Raw genomic sequence first — 18,901 nt, 5'->3', positions numbered from 1 at the left:
ATGTCGACAGACGATCTGTTCAAGACAGCCCCGGACGAGGTTGTCCGATACTTTCGGGCCAAGCGCTCGCTGCCATCCTTCGACTGGCGTGACGTTGCACCGGAAGAACACGCCTTCTCCTGGACGGTTGCCAAGTCCATGGAAAACGACATTCTCGAAGACATCCGGTCGGCCGTCGATGACGCGATCGTCAATCGCGTCCCCTTCGAGACATTTCAGCAGCAGCTCACGCCGATCCTTCAGCAGAAAGGTTGGTGGGGCCGGCACGTCCAGGAAGATCCGAAAGACGGCGCTTTGAAAGTCGTCCAGTTGGGAAGCCCGCGCCGGCTGCGCACCATCTATTGGGCAAACACGCGCACGGCTCATGCGGCCGGCGAATGGGAGCGCACGCAACGCAACAAGCGCTTTCTGCCGTTCCTTCTCTACACGCTCAGCCGGGCGGAGCGCCGGCGCAAGGAACATGAAGGCTGGGTCGGCATCGTTCTGCCGGTCGATGATCCGTGGTGGAACACGCACTATCCGCCCAACGGCTGGGGTTGCCAGTGCGGCGTGCGCCAGATCTCGGAGCGCGAGGCGCGCAGGCTCGGCTGGGAAGATGGAATGGAAGGCCCGCAGGTGATCATGCGGTCCTGGAAGAACAAGCGAAGCGGAACGACCGAGATGGTTCCCTTGGGGATCGATCCCGGCTGGGCAAGCAATCCGGGGAAGCACCGTGCCCGCAATGCGTCGGAGTTCCTTTATGGGAAGCTGGCGGGTCTCACCGAGAACCGCCGCCGGGTCGCTATCGAGGATATTGTCGGTTCCACCCTCATGCGCGCCATTGTCGAAGAAAGGCTACCGAAAGGAGCGTTCCTTCCCGTCGCTCAGCTCGGCCGTGAGCTCATGGAAGTGGCCGGCTCGAAAACCTCCACCATCCGCCTGTCGCCGTCCAGCGCCGCCCATATTCTCAATGATGACCCGGAGCGCAGTCTCGGCATTCAGAGTTTCCGCGATGCGATATCGGTGATCATTGAACCGAAGCACGTGTTTCATTCACGCAATAGCCTCGTGCTTCTCGGCATCGCATCGGAGCAATGGTGGCGCGTCGTCATCAAATCCACTGATCAGGGTCGGGAATGGTGGCTCACCTCGTTCCATCGCAAGAGTGCGAAGGACATCGACGATGTGGTCGAAGCTGCGAAGAAGCGTGGGAAACTGATCGAGTGAGGGAAAAGGCGCGGAGGGTCGTCAATCCCTCACAGATCCGGCAAGGCCGTCCTGGTGAAACTGGCTCGCGCCTGAAACGAATATGCGCTACCCCTTGCGGGTTTTCAAGTTCTGATGGAGCCACAGTTGCTTGAAATTATTGGTGCACTGCATGTCCAGATCGGTAAAATCGCCGGCACTTTGGGTGAATTACTCGTTGGTCCCGAGAAGCAAAATGCGATCATCGCATTTCTGCACGAATGGCAGACCCTAATTGCTGGTGGCTTAGCACTAATTGGTGCGTCGTTCGTCTATCGCCAGTTGCTAGATGAGCGCCGGCGACACCGTTTGGAACGGGAACGAAGAACAAAGGCAGCCCGTATCCGTACGCCTCATGCTCTGCAAGAGATACACAATTATCTTGACGCTTGTTTGGAGCAATGGATCGCAACCGCCCCACCAGAAAGAGTTGACCCGCCCTTTAGCGCTCTAAATACGCTCATGGAGGGTGCCGTCGATGTGGACGAGCAATCATACGAGAGCATCCAAGAGTTGGTTTTCCATGCGCAAGCGTTTGATGCCCGAGTGAGTGAACCAGTGTTCTCGAGGCCGATGAACTATCGAGGCACAATGGGCGTCGACCTAATGACGTTCTACTACCTAGCGGATCGCCTATACGATTTCGGCAGAATGAGAGTTGAGAAGCTCCCCTACATACCCCCAACCCGTCATGACCTGTGTCAAATCTTTGCGCAGGTGATCCTTTTTAAGAAGCTATCGCCCGACCGCGACGAGGAGAAGCTACATGCGGAGCTCAGCAGGGCTCTGGATATACGGTTCCCCGAAACAAGGTCGACGAAAGACTTGAAATCTCCAGCATCTAGTTAAACAACGAGGAAGCGCCTTTGGCTGGCCGTTCTGCCGCCGCCATATGGCACCTTCGATTTCCAGCGTCACAGGCGCGCGTGGACGCCTGAAGCGGCCAGTGACACGCGGAACACCCCTGACGCGCGTCAGCGGGCTTTGAACACCCCTCAAATTTGATCGTGAGTTGATGCGTCGGCCTGACATTGTCAGGGGCGGCACGGAACCGCGAAGCATTCAATTTGTCGCCCATGAACACGGCGACCGCAACAGCAATTTTCAAAACCGATCTCGCAGCCTCGATAAACGGGGCTCCAGAGTGGGTGCAACTGTTTCCGGCAGGCCCGGAGCTGAAGGCGCGTGACGGCCGTCGCTGGATTGCGGATCCCGACGCAGTGATTGCCGCCTTTGCGTCAAACCGCGCCCCTCTCCCGATCGACTACGAGCACGCCCAGGACCATCTGGCGACGAAAGGGCTCGAAGCACCGGCCGCAGGTTGGATCGTCCAGGTCGAGAACCGGGGCGGTGCCGTATGGGGCAAGGTTGAGTGGACCGACAAGGCGGCCGCCATGGTGGCGGCGCGCGAGTACCGCTTCCTCTCACCGGCGTTCAACCACCTGAAGAACGGAAAGATCACGCGTCTCCTCGGTGCGGGCCTCGTCAATCGGCCTGCCCTAGAGATGACCGCACTCAGCCGTGAGGCAAACAACCAGGAGAAAGAAGACATGAAGGCTATCGCCAAGGCGCTCGGCCTCGACGAGGATGCTGACGAAAAGGCAGTTCTCGCCGCGATCGCAGCCCGTGACAGCGAGCGCACGGCGCTGCTGAAGGAACTGAAGCTCGATCCAAAGAAGGCGGCACACAAGGATGCGCTCGCCGCGATCGCCTCCTTGCAGGGTGAAGTCGAGACCGCAACCACCGCCCTGAAGAACGCGCCGGCCGAGACCGAAGTCGCGGCCCTGCAGCAGTCGCTTGAGGACACCAAGACGGCCCTGGCCGCCCTCCAGAAAAAGGATGTCGAGCGCGATATCGATATCGCGCTCGACGAAGCAACGAGCGCCGGCAAGATCACGCCAGCGTCCCGCGACACCTATCGCGCCATGTGCCAGGCCGATGGCGGTCTTGAGCGGTTCAAGGCGCTGGCTGCCACGCTTCCGGTCATCTGCGAGCCATCCCGGCTGGGAGAGAAAGCTGCCGAGACCGAGGAAGAGGAAGTCGACGCAACCGCACTCGCGGCTGAGGCCACCCGGTACCAGGCAGAGCAGCGCGCCGCAGGCGTGACGCTCTCCTATTTCGAGGCGGTCTTCGCGGTGAAAGACAAGAAGGAGAAGCGCGCATGACCCCGCTGCTTATCAAGAGCTTCCGTGCCGCGCTGATCGTCGCCGGCAATCGCATCGTATCCGCCGCCGCTGACGGCGAGGTCAACACCGCCTCGGCCAACACCGATCCCTCCATCGGCATCAGCAATGCAATGGGCGCAGAGGCCGGCAGCATGGTCGACCTGACACAGGTGGGTTGGGCAGAGCTGAAGCTCGGCGGGACGGTGTCGTTCGGCGATCCGCTGACGAGCGATGCCGAAGGCCGTGGTGTCGAGGCAACGCCGGTCACCGGCACCGTGGTCCGTGTGGCTGCCATCGCCATGGCTGACGGCGAGGTGGATGAGGTTATCCCCGTCCTCGTCATGCCGAGCATTCTGGCAACGCCGGCCTGAGCCAGCATTCTCAACGAGGACACTCACACATGAACCGCCCATTTCCCACAGACCCCACCCTGACGGCGATCGCCATTGGCTATCGCAACCCTGCGCACACGCTTATCGGCCGCCGCGCACTGCCGCCGCTTCCGGTCCTTTCGGAGAGCTTCAAGTGGACGGAGTTCCCGCTCGGCGAGCGGTTCACCGTTCCGGAAACCGAGGTCGGCCGTAAGGGTCGCGTCAATCAGGTTGAGTTCACGGCCACCGAGAAGGATGCATCCGTCAGAGACTATGGCCTGGACGATGCTATCCCGTTCTCGGACATCCGCGAAGCCGCCCGTGCCCGTGCCGAGAAGCGTTCGAAGTTCGATCCGCGCGCGGCTGCAACCGAGGGCCTGACCGACCTCATCGAACTCGGTCGCGAGATTCGCGCCGCCGCCGTGGTGCAGGATCCGGAAAACTACGCTGCCGACAAGAAGATCGCGCTGGCCGCTTCCGACCAGTTCGACAACTACGGAAGCAACAGCTCCGACCCCTATGGCGTGATCGACGAGGGCATGGACAAGACGCTGGTCTATCGGCCCAATCATATTGTGATGGGGCAGCCGGCCTGGTCCAAGCTCAAGCGTCACCCGCGCCTGATCAAAGCGGTGAAAGGCGGGCTCACGGAAGACGGTGCGATCACGAAGGCGCAGTTCGCCGACCTTTTCGAGATCGAGCCGGAGAACGTCCTGATCGGAGCGGCCTTCGTCAACGCTGCCAAAAAGGGCAAGGAAGTCTCGCTCAGCCGTGTCTGGGGCAAGTCTATCCAGCTCCTTTACCTGGACCCGTCGAAGCGCGCATCCAACGACAATGTCATCACATGGGGCTTCACCGCCGAGTATGGCGGTCGGATCGCGGGATCGCAGGTCGACAAGGATATCGGCCTTGAAGGCGGCGAACGCGTGCGCGTCGGTGAACGTGTCCGCGAACTGACGGTGGCCAAAGATGTCGGCTACCTCATCCAGAACGCCGTGAGCTGACGTTCCAACTCACTTGCCGGCCGCGCCGCCGATGGCGCGGCCGGGATTTCCGAATGGCCTCAAACGAGGCTTTTCGCAAACCCCGGAGGCAGATGATGAGCAACCGCAGAAACCGTTCGACCAGCAGCAAGGAGACCGAAGTGGCCAGAGCCGGCGCTGAGACGTCCGACAATCAGGTCACACCCACCGCACAGCCGGAGCCGGGCGAAGGTCAGGCGGGCGGGCAGTCAGCCAATGACGCCGGCGGCGAGAATGAACAGACCACGCCCGCGCCACAGCCGAACCCGCCCGCAAAAGCGAGCGGCAAGCGATCCGGCCCGATCGCCAAGCAGCTCGTTCGATACAAGGGCAAGACCTACGGCCCTGGCGAAAGCGCCGGCACAGAGCTTCCTGCAGACATCGGTGAAGACACGCTCGCCAGCTTCAGAGCGCTCGGCGCTATCGAATAACTCCCGAGAAAGAGCCCCGCAGGCGTCCGGCGCATCGCCTGCAGCCGTCTTACGGTGGGCTCATCGACCGCAGGAGCGGCTGGCGCCGTAGCCGCTCCAACCCGCACTTCAGACGAGTTGATCCATGGCTTACGCGACCCGCGCAGAAATCGAACAGATCTGGGGCGAACAGTTCGTCATCGATCTTCTGCCGCTCGATGTCGATGCGGCCGAAGCGATCGGCAACGCACTTACCCAGGCAAGCGCGGAGATCGACGTTCACCTCTCTGCGCGCTACGAGACGCCACTGGAAGGCCATCCCGCCGCGCTTGTCATGCCGGCGGTCAACATCGCCGTCTACAACCTTGCGATCCGGCACACCTCGCTGACCACCACGATCGAGGACCGCTACAAGCAGTCGATCAAGATGCTTGAGCGGATAGCGGACGGCAAAGCCGGTCTCGGCGCAGACGAACCATCCGTCTCCACCGATCCGACCACATCGTCAGGCGGCGCTGCCTTCACGGCCAATGAGCGCGTCTTCTCCCGGAAGAACCTGCCATGAGCAATGCCGTCCTGGACGTCACCGCTCACGGTCTCGACGAAGCCATTCTTGCCATCGAAGGCATCGCCGATGCGCCGCGCCTGGAGCTGATGGAGGGCATTGGCCGTCTCGTCCAGGAGCAAACCCGCCGCCGCATTGAGGAAGAGAAGACAGCTCCGGACGGTTCGGCCTGGAAGCCCAACCACGCCGGCACGTCGATCCTCTACCAAAGCGGCGCTCTTTCGGCCTCGATCGACTATCGAGCAACAGAGACCACTTCGCTTGTCGGCACTGGCCTGATCTATGCGCGGATCCACCAGGACGGCGGCGTCATCACGCCCAAGAATGCCGACGCGCTGGCCTTCCAGATTGGCAACAAGTTTGTGATGACCAGCCGCGTCACCATGCCGAGGAGGCAATATCTCGGTCTGTCGGCCGACAATCAGCGTGACATCGTCGAGGCCGCAGAAGACTGGGTCGGGAGGCTGCTGCAATGAGCGACGCTGCCGCCCGCATCAATGCGTTCCGCGCCGCCGTGGTCACAACGGTGAAGACTGCGATGCCAGCCTTGCGCCAATGCGAAGAGCAGTTCGGCCGCTTCAACCTGGATGATCTGGAGACCAACATCATCCCTTCACCGGCCGTGCGGATAGCGGTCCTGAAGGCGGGTATAAGTGACCAGGCCGGTGGTGAGGTCGAGGCGAACCTTTCCTGCGCCGCCTTTATTATCACCGATGGAAGAGAGCGCGACGCGCAGGCATGGACCATCGCCGAGGCGCTCGTGGTGCTCCTGCACTCGGCGCAGATTTGGGGTCTCACCAAACTCGGAGCACCCGAGAAAGTCGAGATCCAGCCGCTTGTCACCGTCAAGCTGAAGAAGCGCGGCGCAGCGATCATAGCCGTAGAGTGGACACAGCGTCTGCGCAATCTGGGCGACGGCATCTTTGATGACGAGCAGCACCTGCTGACCGAGCTCTATGTGAACGACGAACTTTGGATCCCCGAAGCGGGAGGGTCGAATGGATAGGCGCGACCTGCGGATCCTCGCCGGAGAGTTCCGTCATATCTACAAGGCGATAGACGACCTGCAGCGCCGGCACGCCGCCGCGCACATGACCGGAAAGGTGGCAGAGATCGACGGTGACCGCGTGCGCCTGGAGCTGTTGCCGCCAGATGGGCGCACCGGCAAGCCGTTCCTTTCGCCATGGGTGCAAGTTCAGGAAGCGGCCGGTTCGACCGGCTCGCATTTCCCGGTCGCGGTCGGCGACCCTCTGCGGCTGTTTTCTCCCAATGGCGAGCTTGGCCCGCAATCCATCGCCATCCGCGACGGCTACACCGACGACGCCAAGAACCCCGCCGAAGACGGGGAGTTCGTCCTGGCACACGGCAATTGCGCGATCCGCTTCAAGAACGGCGCAGTCGAGATCGACGCAAACGACATCACGCTGAAGAGCAAAAACCTTTTCCACAACAAGCGCAACATTGGCGACACGCACGTTCATGGCGGCGTGGAACCCGGTGCTGCTGACACCTCAACACCGCACTGAAAGGTCCCTTAAATGAGCAATAAAAAGCCCTTTGAAGTCACCGAAAAGGCCGGCGCGTTCGTCGCTGGCATGCGCAATCCCGGCGCGGGCGAGACCCTGCAGCTGACGGAAGAGCAGGCGCGCTATCCGCTGATCCTCGGCGAACTGCGCCGGCCCGAGAAGAAGTCGCAGGAGGCCAAGCCCGCCGCGACTTCAAACTCCAAGACTAAGAAGGACTGATCGATGCGCACGGGAACCGATGCGGAGACGGGCATGCTGCTGACCGGCTGGGACCATTGCGTCCAGTCGATCCGCAAGTGCCTGACCACCCGCATCGCGTCCCGTGTCATTCGCCGGCACTTGGGCTGCCTCGTTCCGGAACTCCAGGACCAGAATGCCGACCCGCGCACGATCTTCAAAGTCTACGTAGCCATCGCCGAAGCGCTCGCGGATCCCGACAGCGGCGAACCCGGCTTCGGTCTGCGCACCGTCGAGCTTGTCGAAGCCGGCCGCTCCGGCCGATTTGTCTTCCTGCTTGACGGCGTCTTTTTCCCGCGTGGCCATCTCGGCGATTTCTCGATCCGCGAAGATCGGCAGGCGCGGCTCGACATTCAGGGAGCAATCGCATGACGACTGCAAACCCATTTTCGCACTTACCACCACCCGAGATGATCAAAGCGCTCGATGTCGAGGCCATTCTTACGGAAGTGCTGGCGGACATGAAGGCGCGATTTCGGGCCGCCGGCATTCCTTTCGATGTAGAGAACACGGCCTATGAGCCGGCCGTTATTCAGGGCGAGACAAACAGCTTCAGGGAAAACCTTCTCCGGGCTGCAATCAATGACGCGGCGAAGGCCAATCTCGTTGCCTTCTCAAGCGGCTCCGACCTCGATCACGTGGCCGCGTTCTATGACGTGACCCGGCTTGCTGACGAGCGCGACGACGCGCTTCGCCTGCGCACCAGCCTTGCCATTCAGGCGCGCTCGCCTGGTGGCTCATCTTTCTGGTATGCTCAGGCCGCCAGGCGCGCGGACGTCCGGATCCGCGATGTCGCCGTGTTCCGCGATGTATTCCTGCCGATCATTCATGTCGCCGTCCTTTCAAGCGAAGCCGGCGGTGTCCCGGATGCGGCAATGCTCGATGCCGTGAGCGCCGAAGTGCAGAGCGACCGAGTGCGGCTCCTGAATGACACGATCGTGGTGCAGTCGGCGGTGTCGCAGACCCTTCCCGTGAAAGCGGGCATCTGGCTGCTGCCTTCCGCTCCCATGGCGACCTTCGATCGACTTGCCGATGAGTTGCGCGCGGCCTGGGAGCGGGAGACCGGTATCGGCTTTGACCTTGAACCATCTTGGATCGAGGCCCGGCTCCACGTTTCCGGCGTCAAACGGGTCGAGATTGAGGTTCCCTCCTCCCCGGTTGTCGCTGCGCCGGGAACCGCCATCGCGCTCGGTGATATCGATCTGACATTCATGGGGCGGGACTATTGAGCGAGCGCCGCCACCTTCAACCAAACAACGCGACGCGGTACGAACGCGCGTTGTCGGAAGCGCTCGATCGCTCGCCGGAGCTCGCTCCTGCCATTGAGGCACTACGTGGTTTCAAATTCAACCCGACCGATGCGCTGTTGCCCTACATGATCGAGGAGTACGGGCTTACCGAGATTGCCGACTATCTGCCGGATCTGCGTGTTGCGCTTTCCGAAGGCATTCTCTGGCAGCGCAGCCGGGGAACTCCTTCTGCCATGCACCGAGCGCTCGGATGGGTCGGCTGCGACGGCGAGATCGAGGAGATGTCGCCTCTTCGTTTCAAATGGTGGTGGTTCCAGGTCCATCTTCCGGACGAGCGTCGTTCCACCGCATTCGCCAGACCGATGACGGAAGTGGCGCGCGCCACCAAGCCACTGCGCTCCGAACTCGCCCGCGTCACGGCCGGCTTCGACAAGCGCGCTTTCCTTCTCAACGGATCGCGGCTGAACGGCGGTGCCCTTCTCAACTCGTGGTCGGGCGTCCGCATCCATGATGGCGGTCCTGTCTTTTCTCTTCGGGTGAGCCATGGAGAGAGGACTGACGCCGAAACAGGTATCGGCTTGGCCGGCCTGAAGGCCACGTTCCACTGGCGGCGGCGGCGCACCAACGCGGCCGCCGGTACCGAGCAGCGCTCTTCACTTAGCCTTAGCTACTCAACACAGCCTGCCGACACCACAAAGAACATCTCTTTCCAGAATGCGCCCTTCGTCGAGTTGCCCTTCGAGCAGCCGACACCGCGCGTGCAAGTGAGGTACTAGATATGGCAATATGGACACTCGGTGGTCGACAGGTAGCTGCACAGCTGCTTCTTGGCGAGACCTTCTTTCTCGGCGTGGGAGAAGGTGACGTGGCCTGGGACACGGTACCTGTCCCGCCTTCCCCCACTGACACAAACCTTGTTGACCGGGTCGGCGTCACGCGCCTTCGCGACATCCAGTTCGCCGCAGAGGATCCGGCCGGTGGCATCACCATGGCGGACGGTTCCAAATGGTCGTTCTCTGCACAACCGACGCGCTACGTATTCCTTGACTTCAAGCTCGACCTTGCTGACGGCGATGGCCACACCCTGCGCGAAACCGGCCTTTTCCATGGAACCGAACTCGCCCCGGCCGTGCCGGCCGGTCAGATGTACATCCCCGATGCGGACATCGTCGACTATGGCCGGCTCATGCAGGTCGATCGGTTCAACTCGGTGATCCGGGACGGATCGCTTGAGCAGCGCTTCACCTACATCATCACGCTATAGGCCCGCCTCATGACTCAGAGCTTGATCAAGCGCCCCGGATACACTGACCGCTTCGACAGAAGCACAAAGCACTTCGCGGTCGCGTTCCCCGATGAGCAGCGATATCTGCAATCGGCCGAACTCAACGAAATGCAATCGCAGGCTGATGACAAGCTGCGCCGTGTCGCCGAATACATCCTTCAGGATGGTCGCATTGTGCGTGGTGACGATCCGGTCGTCACCCCCGTAGGTGAGGGCGAAATCAGCGTGACTGTGCGTCTGCCCGAATGCGCGATCTATGTCGGCGGTCTCGTTCACGATGTCGAAGCCGCGCAGTTTGAACTGCCCGCCACCGGGACCGTGATGATCGGCATTCGCCTTACGGAAAGCGTGGTCACCGATGTCGAAGACCCTGGCCTCAAAGGTCACCTGCAGGGCAGTGAGTCCTACGTGGAACCCGGCGCAGCGCGGATCCGCTTCGATGCATTTTGGGGAACGTCGGTGGATGGAGAGAGCGCTCCTCTGGTTTCCGTCTTCAACATGCAAGACGGCACCATCATCACCAACGAGACCAACACCGAATATTCGGAAATCTACCAGGCGCTCGCTGCGTACAGTTCGGAAAGCAATGGCGCCTATGTTTTCTCCGGCTGCGAGGTCGGTGCACTCGGTCTTAACGGAGAGGGCGAACAGGTCTTCACTGTTTCGGAAGGTGTCGCCTATGTGGGTGGCCGACGCTTGCCGCGTTCTCAAAGCCTGCGACTTCGTGTGCCTGAAGAACCTGACCTGCGCGAGGTCTCGGCCGAGCCGCATGCATTCACCGAGCCAAGCGGCGGCACACAGACATTCACGCTCTCGCGTTCGCCCATCGCAGATGTCTCGAAAATCACCATCATCGTGGAGACGACGGAAACGGTGGTTCACGGTGCATTTTCCGGGGCTTCAGACGCCCTGACTAACGCTTCGGTCGAGAGCGTTCTTGAAATCAAACAGGGCGGCACGACCTACACCTCTCCGGCAGACTGGCTGCTGTCCGCTGGAGAGATCGACTGGTCGCCAGGCGGTGCCGAGCCAAACCCCGGTTCATCCTACACTGTCAAATATCGCTACTACCAGAACGTCGCTCCCGACCTCGTGACCCGCGACACCGTGACAGTCACCGGCGCGACACAGGGCACCAACGCGCTGGTCGATTACACTTACAAGCTGCCGCGCATTGACGTGATCGCAATGGATCAGTCGGGTTTGCTCACCTATGTCAAAGGCAATTCCGCGCTCTCCCGTCCCCGTTCCGCGATCATCCCTTCGACGCACCTGGAACTGGCGCGCGTAATCAATCGCTGGGGCATCGCACCGACCATCGTCCAGTCGGCGGTTCGCAACGTCCCCTATAGCGAGATCAACGCCATGAAGCGGGCGTTGCTCGACATCTATGATCTGGTAGCGCAGGAGCGCCTGAAAGCAGACGTGACGGCTCGTGAGGTTTCCGCCAAACGTGGTGTCTTCGTTGATCCGTTCCTCGACGACGACATGCGCGATCAGGGTGTAGCACAGACAGCTGCGAGCTTTGGCGGGCGTCTTCGCTTGCCGGTTCTTGCCCAGGTCCATGAGTTTCCCGCCTTGATCTCCGTCCAGCACCTGGACTTCACCAATGAAGCGATCATCTCGCAGCTCCGCCACACGCACGGGATGAATATCAACCCTTATGCGACGTTCACGCCGATGCCGGGTCGCGCTACCCTTGAGCCATCGTCGGACATTTGGACCGAAACGGAAACTCAATGGACGTCCCCGCAGTCCCAGGCGTTTGAGGCCGCAGAGGGCGAGGCCATCACAGGCGTTTCGCTCGAACAGGAAGTGGAGCTTGTCCGAACGACCACGCGCCCGGCCGGCATGATCAGGCAAAGAGCCGTCAACTTCAGGCTGGAAGGGTTCATCCAAGACGAAGTCATCGAGCGCGCGACATTCGATGATGTCGAGATCGCATTGACGGGCCACACGCCTGCCGATGCTGATGGCGTTGTCACCGGGAGCTTCGACATTCCAGCAGACATTCCCGCAGGCGCGAAGCTCGTCCGGTTCTTCGGGAGCGCTGGCACGCGGGCATCAACGACCTATGTCGGCCGGGGCACGATCACCGTTGAGGAATGGCGCCTGGTTTCCACCCTTGGCACGACAACAGCGGACATGCCGCAGCCGATCAATCCACCGCAGGTGATCAACAATACCACTGCTACGATTGGCTGGGACCGTTCTGTCGATCCAAACCAGCGCGACAACGGCAGCAACGACCCGCTCGCTCAGACATTCACGCTCGCAAATGACCGCTGCATCACGGGTGTCCGCCTGAGGTGTGCAAAGAAGGGGTCTGCTACGAACGCAATACTGGTCCAGCTCCGTCAGACAGATGTGGGCATTCCCAACCGGATCGTGTTGGCAGAGGCATTCGTGCCCGGCACGGACATCGAAGAAGGCGAGATTTTCACTGCCTCCTTCTCCGTTCCAGTTTTTCTCGAGCGGGGTCGCGAGTTTGCGTTCGTTGTGTTGACAGACGACCCTGAGCATTCACTTGCAGTAGCCAGTGTTGGGCGCATCGATCAAAGCGGCGAGGTTGTAACCGAACAGCCCTTCGTTGTCGGCGCTTTGCTCTCTTCCTCGAACGCTTCGACATGGACACCCCACAACGAGACGGACCTGTGGTTCCAGTTGCTCGCAGCGCGGTTCAATCCTGTAGAGAAAACAGTGCCGGTTGGCGCGTTCACGGCGACGAAGATGTCCGACATCATCGTAAGTGCCGGGGTCGAGTATCCAGACAACCAAGCGGATGTCACCATCCGCCTGACGCGCCCCAATGGGGAGGTGATCACTGCAACGCCAGGACAGCGCATTCGCCTGGACGAGTTCATCGAGAATGAAACCATCCAGGTGGCGGCCGTGTTGACGGGAACCGAAGTGACGACACCGTTTCTCTTCCCAGACGTGCAGCTAATCGAAGGAGAGCTGCAGACCTCGGCCAACTATGAAAGCCGCGTGGTCGAGGCTGACGGAGCCGACCGAACGTCGGTGACGTTCGATGCGTTCCTGCCTACCGGCTCCACGGTGACCGTGGAGATCGGAGAACCCGGTGACTTCGTAGCGGCCTCTGTCTCCAGTGCGCGCCCTCTTGGCGACGGCGTGGTGGAGCAGACCTATCAACGAACCCCTTATGCGCCGCAGGACGCGAAGACGCGGATCACGCTGACCGGCACGCCGGCGGCGCGCCCGTATCTGAGCGGCCTGCGCATGGTCACAACGGAGGTGTAAGGTGTCCAACACCGCAAACTACAACTGGCCGAAACCCCGAACGCCCGGCGCATCGCAGATTGTCGAGATCCAGCGCGTGGCAACCGCGCTGGATCAGGCCGACACCAAGGCAAAGGAAATCAGCGATGCCCTGGCGGCGCTCAATGCGGCCTACGACGCGCACACGCACGCTTATGGTGACCTGACAGGGCGGCCGACGACAGTCGCCGGGTTCGGGATCACCGACGCCTACACGAAAACCGAGATCGACACGAAGATGGCGGCCGACATCGATGCCGCAATCAATGCGCTGATCAACGGATCGCCGGGTGCACTCGACACGCTACAGGAACTCGCCACGGCGATGGGAAACGACCCAAACTTCGCCACCACGGTAACGAATTCACTGGCAACCAAGCTTGTGAAGTCGCTCAACCTTTCGGATCTGCCTGACAAGGCCACAGCCCGTTCGAACCTAGGTCTTGGTTCTGCCGCCGTTGAGAGCGCATCTGCCTTTCTACCTGCCGGTGGTAAAGCAGCCGATAGCGCCAAGCTTAACGGTATATCCGGCTCCACCAGCGCTAGTGGAAACACTTACGCGCAACGCGACAGTTCAGGTGATATTTCTGCTCGCCTCTTCCGTTCGGAATATGACAGCACGAACGGAAACATTGGGTTCTTCATGACGCAGATCGACACCGGTTCGAACAACTACATTCGACCGTCGACACCTGCTCAAGTTGCCTCTGCATTGGCGCCTGAATTGATGTATTCCGGCAGCGCTAAGAACAACACTAACTTTCCAGTCGGCCAAGTTTTGCTGCTCCACGATGCTGGCGCAATAAGGAACTCTTCAGTGTCAGTCCGTTTGTGGGGTGACAACCGGTTTTCGACAAATGGCGGCGGTGCCGTTCTTAGCGGTACATGGCGTTCGCGCGGCGAATACGCTGGCGGTGGTGCTTGGAGCATAATGGCGCAGAGAGTCGCATAGGAGTATAAAAAATGAAGCCCAATCTCCTGTCCCTGAAGGCTGTGCGCGCCACAGACAAGGCTGATGTTTTTGTGGCCACGCTAGATTTCGAGCTCTTAGACCCGCAAACGGGAGAACTCATCGAGACTGTGACCGATGCCGAGTATGGAGTTGTTCCGGAAGATACCTTCGGTCTGTCACCACAGGTTGTTCTGGCGGTTGCGGAATGGATCGCCCAAGGTAGATACATCACACCCTATTCCTCACCGACTTCTGAAGAGCTTCGCGCGATGATGCCTTCACTGTCGGCGCGCGAACTCCGTTTAGGACTTATAGCGAACGGTATCGCGCTCGCATCTGTTCAAGAGGCCGTAGATGCCATCACCGATCTGGCGGAACGCGAGAAAGCGCAGGTGGAATGGGAGTATGCCGGCTCATTCGAGCGGACGCACGCTTTGATTGCGCAGATCGCAGATTATTTGGCTCTTACGCCTGAGCAGGTCGACGCTATGTGGTTGGCCTCTGCTTCGTGAACAACTATTCGTAGTTCACAAAGGAAGGTGCTGGAACTACTTGAAGAAGCCGGTCTGAAAACTTGATACTGAGCGGGCCAAGAATATCACCAAGAAGAAATGACCAAGGCACTGGGTAGCGAGAGGGACCATCGCCATAATCTTCACCGGGGCGCTCCTTCGCATTCTTTGCCGGGTTTTGCAGCAACAGCGGGTAAAGTAAGGTCAGTCGGGTTTCCACGTGCGACAACCAAGTGCTGGTGAACATGGTCCCAGGTCGAAAAATAAAAGCACCATTGCCGATTGCACGTTTGCGATTGCGTTTGTGATGTTTGTATATTCCCAGCGCGACAAGACTTGGTAACCGGCGACCAAGGTAGAACACATGTCCTTTGACACGGTTCTTGTGAAACCTCGCCATACCCCCAAAAACCTCCTGATAGCCGGCCCCGAATGCATCGGAATGGCCGAGCACATCAAACGCTGGCCGCCACGATTGAGATGTCATCTTAATGTCGGAGTACCCTCCACCAAAGTGGTGCATAAAGTATGCTCGGAGATAGTCGGACTGGTGAACCGGTGACAAATGCGCGAATGCCCGGTGTAACGGGTGACCAGGAAGAATATATTTTTCCAAGCTATGCTTATCGACAAACTCGATCTCACATTCAGTATTTTTTAAACTTTCGAAACAGCGTGCGCGTTGGTCGGACATCGTTGAAGAGCCGAACCAGAAAACGAAGATTCTGTTGTGCCAGTTCTCAAGACCTGAACGTTGGGCAATTTTCATGTGAAATGTTACCTTTTTGTAGTTTTTACGGCACTTTGGAAGTCTCAGACATAGCTAGTGAAAGCCAATCTTCCTTTTCACGGTTTCACGGCGCATTAAAAGGTCGACCAGCTTCTTAATGTTCTGCTCAACCGGCTTGGATAGCATGCGGTTGAGGCGTTTCCAGAACGATTGTTGAGGCCATACTCTCCGCATCCGTTCTCCGGCAATGGTACTCTTTAAAACGGATTGTGAAGGCCCTTCATACGCTCGATTCTGGATAACAATTGCCGGGTTAAGCTGATAGAGGCTGTGGGCGTTCATCGTGCGCTGTAGAAAAACCCAATCATCAACAGGCATTGAGAACCCTTCATCACTGAGTAGATACTCGGCGAAATCTCGTCTGATGATGTACCCGCCGAGGCACGTTCCATTCTTTATGATTCGCTGAAGTATCCGCCCCCCAGTGGCGGGTTTAGATTTCCGTGAAACATCAATTAACTGATGTGTAGTTTCCAGCGTTATGAACGCTACATCGTCGGGGATCCAAGCAGCATGTTTTGCAAAGTGAGCAAAATCGTCACTGAGATGCACATCATCTTCGAGCACTAAGGCGAACGCATCTGAACTGTTGCACAGTGTGCGCCAAGCAATGCGGTGACTAAGAAAACACCCGATCTCTCCCGGCGTTATGCAAGCATTCTGGTATTGATGCATGTCAAGCTTCCGGCCATCAACAGCTCGTATCCTTTCGAAATCAACATGCTGCCTAACCAGTTGCTCCTTCATGAATTTCAATCGCTCCGGCGAGCGGTCCAAATTGATTAGATACGTCTTTAGATCATGTCCCGAGTTCAACGCACCACTCCGCAAATAAGCACAGTATGTAAACTTGGCGTGGAGCTGAATTGCCGCTAACATGCGGGGAAGAAGCTTTCGCGCCTATATTCGCCCCTGACATTGTCAGGGGCGCTTCTCTTTAACCAAAACCTATCCTCTCTCAAAGCCTTTGAACCCGTCTCAAACGGCATTGGAGAGCGATTTATGGCCACTGCCCCCTTCAACCACGGCGTCCGCGTCATCCAGTCCGGAAACGAGCCGCGCCCGATTGCCGTAGCTGATGTCTCGTCCATCGGCGCGGCCGTTGTCGCGCCGGATGCCGACGCGAACGTGTTCCCGCCCGACGAGCCCGTTGCCTTCTTCACGCATGAGACCGACAAGGTTGCCGCCCTGGGCGCAACTGGCAACGCGATCGACATCGTGAACGCCGTCCGCGCCCAGGGTGTGGAAGGTCACATGGTCTTTGTCCGTGTCGAGGAAGGGGCCGATGAAGACGCCACCAGGGCAAACCTGATCGGCTCGGCCGCGTCCATGACCGGCGTCCACGCACTTTCCTACGCATCAGGGCACGTCGGGGTCGAGCCGGATATTCTGCTCGCACCGGGATACTCGGCCGGCCGCGTGGCCGACGCAAAGAACCCGGTGGCAGATGCCCTTGAGCAAGTGGCCGCGAAGCTAAAGGCGGTGGCTGTGATCGATACGGGCGGCACCGACAGCGCTTCAAGCCTCGCCTACCGCGCCGACTTCTCATCGCGCTACACCTACCTACTGGACCCGTTCGTGCGGGTTGCAAGCGGCGAAACCATTGTTTCCAAACCCGCCTCTCCCTTCGCGGCCGGCCTGATCGTGAAGAAGGACAAATTGAAGGGCGGTCCCTACTGGTCACCGTCCAACCAGGAGGCGCTCGGCGTTCTCGGCACGGCCCGTCCCATCACCTATTTCGACGGCGAGATCGATCACGAGGCGAACCTCCTCAATGAGGCCGGCATCGCCACGTTCATTCCCGCGCGCGTCGTCCAGGGCGTCGGTGGCCAGTATGCCGCCAATGGCCGGATCCTGTGGGGCAACCGCACGGCGTCGGATGATCCGCTCTGGAAGTTCATCAATGTCGTGCGCACCCGCGCCACCATCGAGAAGGCGATTGTCGCGTCTTTCCGCCCCTGGGCCAATGATGAGAACCTTTCATCGCAGCATGTCCTGGCGGTCATGCGCTCTCTGCAAGCGTTCCTCGATGAACTGACGGTGGTCGGCGCGATCCTCGGCGGCAATGTGTTCTGGGATCGCGGTCTCAACTCCAACGCCTCGCTGCGCGATGGCAAGCTGCGTGTTGAATTCGATGCGGAAGAGACGCCGCCACTCGAAGACCTGATCTTCGGTTCGCGCCGCAACGAAGACTATTTCGACACGCTCGCCGAGGACATCCAGCGCCGCATCTCGGTCGAGTTCTCCGGCAGCATCGCCGACTACATCTCCGGCTAACGGGAGCACGTTTCATGACCCTTCGCATCGTCCGGGGCTTCACGCTCTACGTCAACGACAACACCAACCTGGCGCTCGACATCGAGACGCTGAAACTGCCCACGCTGGAAGAGATCATGGAGAACTTTCAGCCCGGTGGCTCCGACCTCGAAATCGAGGTCGCCGGGCTCGGCACGAAAGCGCTCACCATGCCCTTCAAGCTGAAGAGCCACACGCCGGAAACGCTCGGCCTGTTCGGCGGCGCTCCCGGTGTCCGGAACAACTTCACCGGCAAGAAACTGGTGATCTCGGAAGAGGACGGCACCGAACACGAACATGCGGTCGACATCACTGGTCGCCTGTCGAAGATCGAGGGCGAGCAGCTCGAAGGCGGCAAGGCCACCGGCTATGACCACGAGATCAAATCGATCTGGAGCTACACCGAGTACTGGGACAGCCGCGTCATGCACCGCTTCAATTTCAAGAAGGGTGGGTGGGACATCCGCAACTTCGCGCCGGTCAACGAAACCCGCCGCCGTATCCTGTTCGGGTGAGCGCCATGAGCAAGAATGACGCCCTGAAACTGAAGATCGAAGTTCCCCTTCAGGTTCCGGTGACCGTGAAGGACGCTGACGGCAAGGAAGCCGAGCGCAGCACGATCACCATCCGCCGCCCCAAGACGCGGCACACCAAACGACTTGCCGCCATGGTCGGCGGCGACCTTCTTTCGCTTCTCCTGGCTGATGGCGATGATGCGGCGTCCAGCATCCAGGCGAAGGTGGAAAGCGGCGGCCGGGAAATGCTCGCCAAGCTGGTCGCAGGGCTTTTCACGGTGGAGCGCCTGGACGAACTGACCGAGCTCATCGCCGACATGTGCGAGGAACCCGCTTCCGTGATCGATGACATCGACGTGATCGACCTGCCGGCGCTTGGGACCGCGTTTCTCGGTTTTTTTCCGGGACTCCAGTCCGCAGCGTCTACGGCGTGGCGGCAGATATCGGACACCAGTTCCGGAAACTCCCTCACGAGCTAGACGAGACGGACTGGATCGAACTCG

General features: G+C 59.8%; 23 protein-coding genes. 21 read left to right on the top strand and 2 right to left on the bottom strand.

The window, feature by feature from the left end:
- From H7H48_RS17040 to H7H48_RS16955, 18 genes are all read left to right on the top strand, one after another.
- Positions 1–1,206 carry a phage minor head protein gene (locus tag H7H48_RS17040; protein WP_229450251.1) on the top strand — a complete coding sequence of 402 codons (1,206 nt, stop codon included), beginning with the start codon at positions 1–3 and terminating at the stop codon, positions 1,204–1,206.
- A 126-nt stretch (positions 1,207–1,332) separates the two neighbouring features.
- Entirely contained in the window at positions 1,333–2,073 is a 741-nt protein-coding gene (locus H7H48_RS17035; RefSeq protein WP_229450250.1) for a hypothetical protein, read from the top strand.
- 227 nt (positions 2,074–2,300) lie between these two features.
- On the top strand, positions 2,301–3,389 hold the full coding sequence (locus tag H7H48_RS17030) for a phage protease (RefSeq protein ID WP_229450249.1): 1,089 nt from the start codon (positions 2,301–2,303) through the stop codon (positions 3,387–3,389).
- The gene (locus tag H7H48_RS17025) at positions 3,386–3,760 is read left to right on the top strand and encodes a hypothetical protein (RefSeq protein WP_229450248.1); all 375 of its coding nucleotides are present in this window, start codon (positions 3,386–3,388) and stop codon (positions 3,758–3,760) included. The genes H7H48_RS17030 and H7H48_RS17025 overlap by 4 nt, the downstream gene beginning before the upstream one ends.
- Positions 3,761–3,789: 29 nt before the next feature.
- Positions 3,790–4,764, top strand: a complete 975-nt coding sequence (locus H7H48_RS17020; protein ID WP_229450247.1) for a capsid protein — start codon at positions 3,790–3,792, stop codon at positions 4,762–4,764.
- Between the two features lie 95 nt (positions 4,765–4,859).
- A complete protein-coding gene (locus tag H7H48_RS17015) occupies positions 4,860–5,213 on the top strand; it encodes a hypothetical protein (protein WP_229450246.1) in 354 nt (117 codons plus the stop codon).
- Between the two features lie 124 nt (positions 5,214–5,337).
- On the top strand, positions 5,338–5,757 hold the full coding sequence (locus H7H48_RS17010) for a gp436 family protein (RefSeq protein ID WP_229450245.1): 420 nt from the start codon (positions 5,338–5,340) through the stop codon (positions 5,755–5,757).
- Positions 5,754–6,233, top strand: a complete 480-nt coding sequence (locus H7H48_RS17005; RefSeq protein ID WP_229450244.1) for a phage virion morphogenesis protein — start codon at positions 5,754–5,756, stop codon at positions 6,231–6,233. The genes H7H48_RS17010 and H7H48_RS17005 overlap by 4 nt, the downstream gene beginning before the upstream one ends.
- Positions 6,230–6,763 (top strand): hypothetical protein, encoded by a 534-nt coding sequence (locus tag H7H48_RS17000; protein ID WP_229450243.1) that lies wholly within the window; start codon positions 6,230–6,232, stop codon positions 6,761–6,763. Before H7H48_RS17005 ends, H7H48_RS17000 begins: the two co-directional genes overlap by 4 nt.
- The gene (locus H7H48_RS16995; RefSeq protein WP_229450242.1) at positions 6,756–7,283 is read left to right on the top strand and encodes a phage baseplate protein; all 528 of its coding nucleotides are present in this window, start codon (positions 6,756–6,758) and stop codon (positions 7,281–7,283) included. Before H7H48_RS17000 ends, H7H48_RS16995 begins: the two co-directional genes overlap by 8 nt.
- 12 nt (positions 7,284–7,295) lie before the next feature.
- A complete protein-coding gene (locus H7H48_RS16990) occupies positions 7,296–7,502 on the top strand; it encodes a hypothetical protein (protein ID WP_229450241.1) in 207 nt (68 codons plus the stop codon).
- A 3-nt stretch (positions 7,503–7,505) separates the two neighbouring features.
- The gene (locus H7H48_RS16985; protein WP_229450240.1) at positions 7,506–7,892 is read left to right on the top strand and encodes a GPW/gp25 family protein; all 387 of its coding nucleotides are present in this window, start codon (positions 7,506–7,508) and stop codon (positions 7,890–7,892) included.
- Positions 7,889–8,749, top strand: coding sequence for a baseplate J/gp47 family protein (locus H7H48_RS16980; RefSeq protein WP_229450239.1), 861 nt, complete (start codon positions 7,889–7,891; stop codon positions 8,747–8,749). The genes H7H48_RS16985 and H7H48_RS16980 overlap by 4 nt, the downstream gene beginning before the upstream one ends.
- Positions 8,746–9,546: a phage tail protein gene (locus tag H7H48_RS16975; RefSeq protein WP_229450238.1), complete on the top strand. Its 801-nt coding sequence runs from the start codon at positions 8,746–8,748 to the stop codon at positions 9,544–9,546. The genes H7H48_RS16980 and H7H48_RS16975 overlap by 4 nt, the downstream gene beginning before the upstream one ends.
- Positions 9,547–9,548: 2 nt before the next feature.
- Complete coding sequence (locus H7H48_RS16970; protein ID WP_229450237.1) at positions 9,549–10,034, top strand: hypothetical protein; 486 nt, start codon at positions 9,549–9,551, stop codon at positions 10,032–10,034.
- A 9-nt stretch (positions 10,035–10,043) separates the two neighbouring features.
- On the top strand, positions 10,044–13,316 hold the full coding sequence (locus H7H48_RS16965; protein ID WP_229450236.1) for a DUF4815 domain-containing protein: 3,273 nt from the start codon (positions 10,044–10,046) through the stop codon (positions 13,314–13,316).
- A gap of 1 nt (position 13,317) precedes the next feature.
- Positions 13,318–14,286 carry a hypothetical protein gene (locus tag H7H48_RS16960; RefSeq protein ID WP_229450235.1) on the top strand — a complete coding sequence of 323 codons (969 nt, stop codon included), beginning with the start codon at positions 13,318–13,320 and terminating at the stop codon, positions 14,284–14,286.
- Between the two features lie 11 nt (positions 14,287–14,297).
- Entirely contained in the window at positions 14,298–14,798 is a 501-nt protein-coding gene (locus tag H7H48_RS16955; protein ID WP_229450234.1) for a hypothetical protein, read from the top strand.
- A 4-nt stretch (positions 14,799–14,802) separates the two neighbouring features.
- On the opposite strand, the gene H7H48_RS16950 is transcribed toward H7H48_RS16955, so the two are convergent.
- Positions 14,803–15,567: a hypothetical protein gene (locus H7H48_RS16950; RefSeq protein ID WP_229450233.1), complete on the bottom strand. Its 765-nt coding sequence runs from the start codon at positions 15,565–15,567 to the stop codon at positions 14,803–14,805.
- Positions 15,568–15,621: 54 nt separating this feature from the next.
- Positions 15,622–16,467, bottom strand: coding sequence for a glycosyltransferase family 25 protein (locus H7H48_RS16945; RefSeq protein ID WP_255664034.1), 846 nt, complete (start codon positions 16,465–16,467; stop codon positions 15,622–15,624).
- A gap of 123 nt (positions 16,468–16,590) precedes the next feature.
- Here H7H48_RS16945 and H7H48_RS16940 point away from each other — a divergent pair, with 123 nt between their 5' ends.
- Genes H7H48_RS16940 through H7H48_RS16930 form a run of 3 tightly spaced genes read left to right on the top strand, consistent with a single transcriptional unit; the run spans position 16,591 to position 18,877 of the window.
- Positions 16,591–17,865, top strand: a complete 1,275-nt coding sequence (locus tag H7H48_RS16940; RefSeq protein ID WP_229450231.1) for a phage tail sheath subtilisin-like domain-containing protein — start codon at positions 16,591–16,593, stop codon at positions 17,863–17,865.
- 14 nt (positions 17,866–17,879) lie between these two features.
- Positions 17,880–18,398 (top strand): phage major tail tube protein, encoded by a 519-nt coding sequence (locus H7H48_RS16935; RefSeq protein ID WP_229450230.1) that lies wholly within the window; start codon positions 17,880–17,882, stop codon positions 18,396–18,398.
- Between the two features lie 5 nt (positions 18,399–18,403).
- On the top strand, positions 18,404–18,877 hold the full coding sequence (locus H7H48_RS16930; protein WP_229450229.1) for a hypothetical protein: 474 nt from the start codon (positions 18,404–18,406) through the stop codon (positions 18,875–18,877).
- Positions 18,878–18,901 lie beyond the last annotated feature (24 nt).

This window comes from Nitratireductor sp. B36, assembly GCF_020833685.1.
In the GTDB taxonomy this organism is placed as follows: domain Bacteria; phylum Pseudomonadota; class Alphaproteobacteria; order Rhizobiales; family Rhizobiaceae; genus Nitratireductor.
The sequence above is the reverse complement of the archived record's forward strand: the minus strand, read 5'-3'. Positions and strand labels throughout refer to the sequence as shown.

Bases quoted from the DNA above. Each gene is read 5' to 3' on its own strand.
- H7H48_RS16995 (WP_229450242.1), top strand. From the start codon at position 6,756: ATGGATAGGCGCGACCTGCGGATCCTCGCCGGAGAGTTCCGTCATATC.
- H7H48_RS16950 (WP_229450233.1), bottom strand. From the start codon at position 15,567: ATGAAAATTGCCCAACGTTCAGGTCTTGAGAACTGGCACAACAGAATC.
- H7H48_RS17020 (WP_229450247.1), top strand. From the start codon at position 3,790: ATGAACCGCCCATTTCCCACAGACCCCACCCTGACGGCGATCGCCATT.
- H7H48_RS17040 (WP_229450251.1), top strand. From the start codon at position 1: ATGTCGACAGACGATCTGTTCAAGACAGCCCCGGACGAGGTTGTCCGA.
- H7H48_RS17005 (WP_229450244.1), top strand. From the start codon at position 5,754: ATGAGCAATGCCGTCCTGGACGTCACCGCTCACGGTCTCGACGAAGCC.
- H7H48_RS17030 (WP_229450249.1), top strand. From the start codon at position 2,301: ATGAACACGGCGACCGCAACAGCAATTTTCAAAACCGATCTCGCAGCC.
- H7H48_RS17025 (WP_229450248.1), top strand. From the start codon at position 3,386: ATGACCCCGCTGCTTATCAAGAGCTTCCGTGCCGCGCTGATCGTCGCC.
- H7H48_RS16940 (WP_229450231.1), top strand. From the start codon at position 16,591: ATGGCCACTGCCCCCTTCAACCACGGCGTCCGCGTCATCCAGTCCGGA.
- H7H48_RS16965 (WP_229450236.1), top strand. From the start codon at position 10,044: ATGACTCAGAGCTTGATCAAGCGCCCCGGATACACTGACCGCTTCGAC.
- H7H48_RS16945 (WP_255664034.1), bottom strand. From the start codon at position 16,467: ATGTTAGCGGCAATTCAGCTCCACGCCAAGTTTACATACTGTGCTTAT.
- H7H48_RS16935 (WP_229450230.1), top strand. From the start codon at position 17,880: ATGACCCTTCGCATCGTCCGGGGCTTCACGCTCTACGTCAACGACAAC.
- H7H48_RS16990 (WP_229450241.1), top strand. From the start codon at position 7,296: ATGAGCAATAAAAAGCCCTTTGAAGTCACCGAAAAGGCCGGCGCGTTC.
- H7H48_RS16955 (WP_229450234.1), top strand. From the start codon at position 14,298: ATGAAGCCCAATCTCCTGTCCCTGAAGGCTGTGCGCGCCACAGACAAG.
- H7H48_RS17000 (WP_229450243.1), top strand. From the start codon at position 6,230: ATGAGCGACGCTGCCGCCCGCATCAATGCGTTCCGCGCCGCCGTGGTC.
- H7H48_RS16985 (WP_229450240.1), top strand. From the start codon at position 7,506: ATGCGCACGGGAACCGATGCGGAGACGGGCATGCTGCTGACCGGCTGG.
- H7H48_RS16970 (WP_229450237.1), top strand. From the start codon at position 9,549: ATGGCAATATGGACACTCGGTGGTCGACAGGTAGCTGCACAGCTGCTT.
- H7H48_RS16930 (WP_229450229.1), top strand. From the start codon at position 18,404: ATGAGCAAGAATGACGCCCTGAAACTGAAGATCGAAGTTCCCCTTCAG.
- H7H48_RS16980 (WP_229450239.1), top strand. From the start codon at position 7,889: ATGACGACTGCAAACCCATTTTCGCACTTACCACCACCCGAGATGATC.
- H7H48_RS17010 (WP_229450245.1), top strand. From the start codon at position 5,338: ATGGCTTACGCGACCCGCGCAGAAATCGAACAGATCTGGGGCGAACAG.
- H7H48_RS17015 (WP_229450246.1), top strand. From the start codon at position 4,860: ATGAGCAACCGCAGAAACCGTTCGACCAGCAGCAAGGAGACCGAAGTG.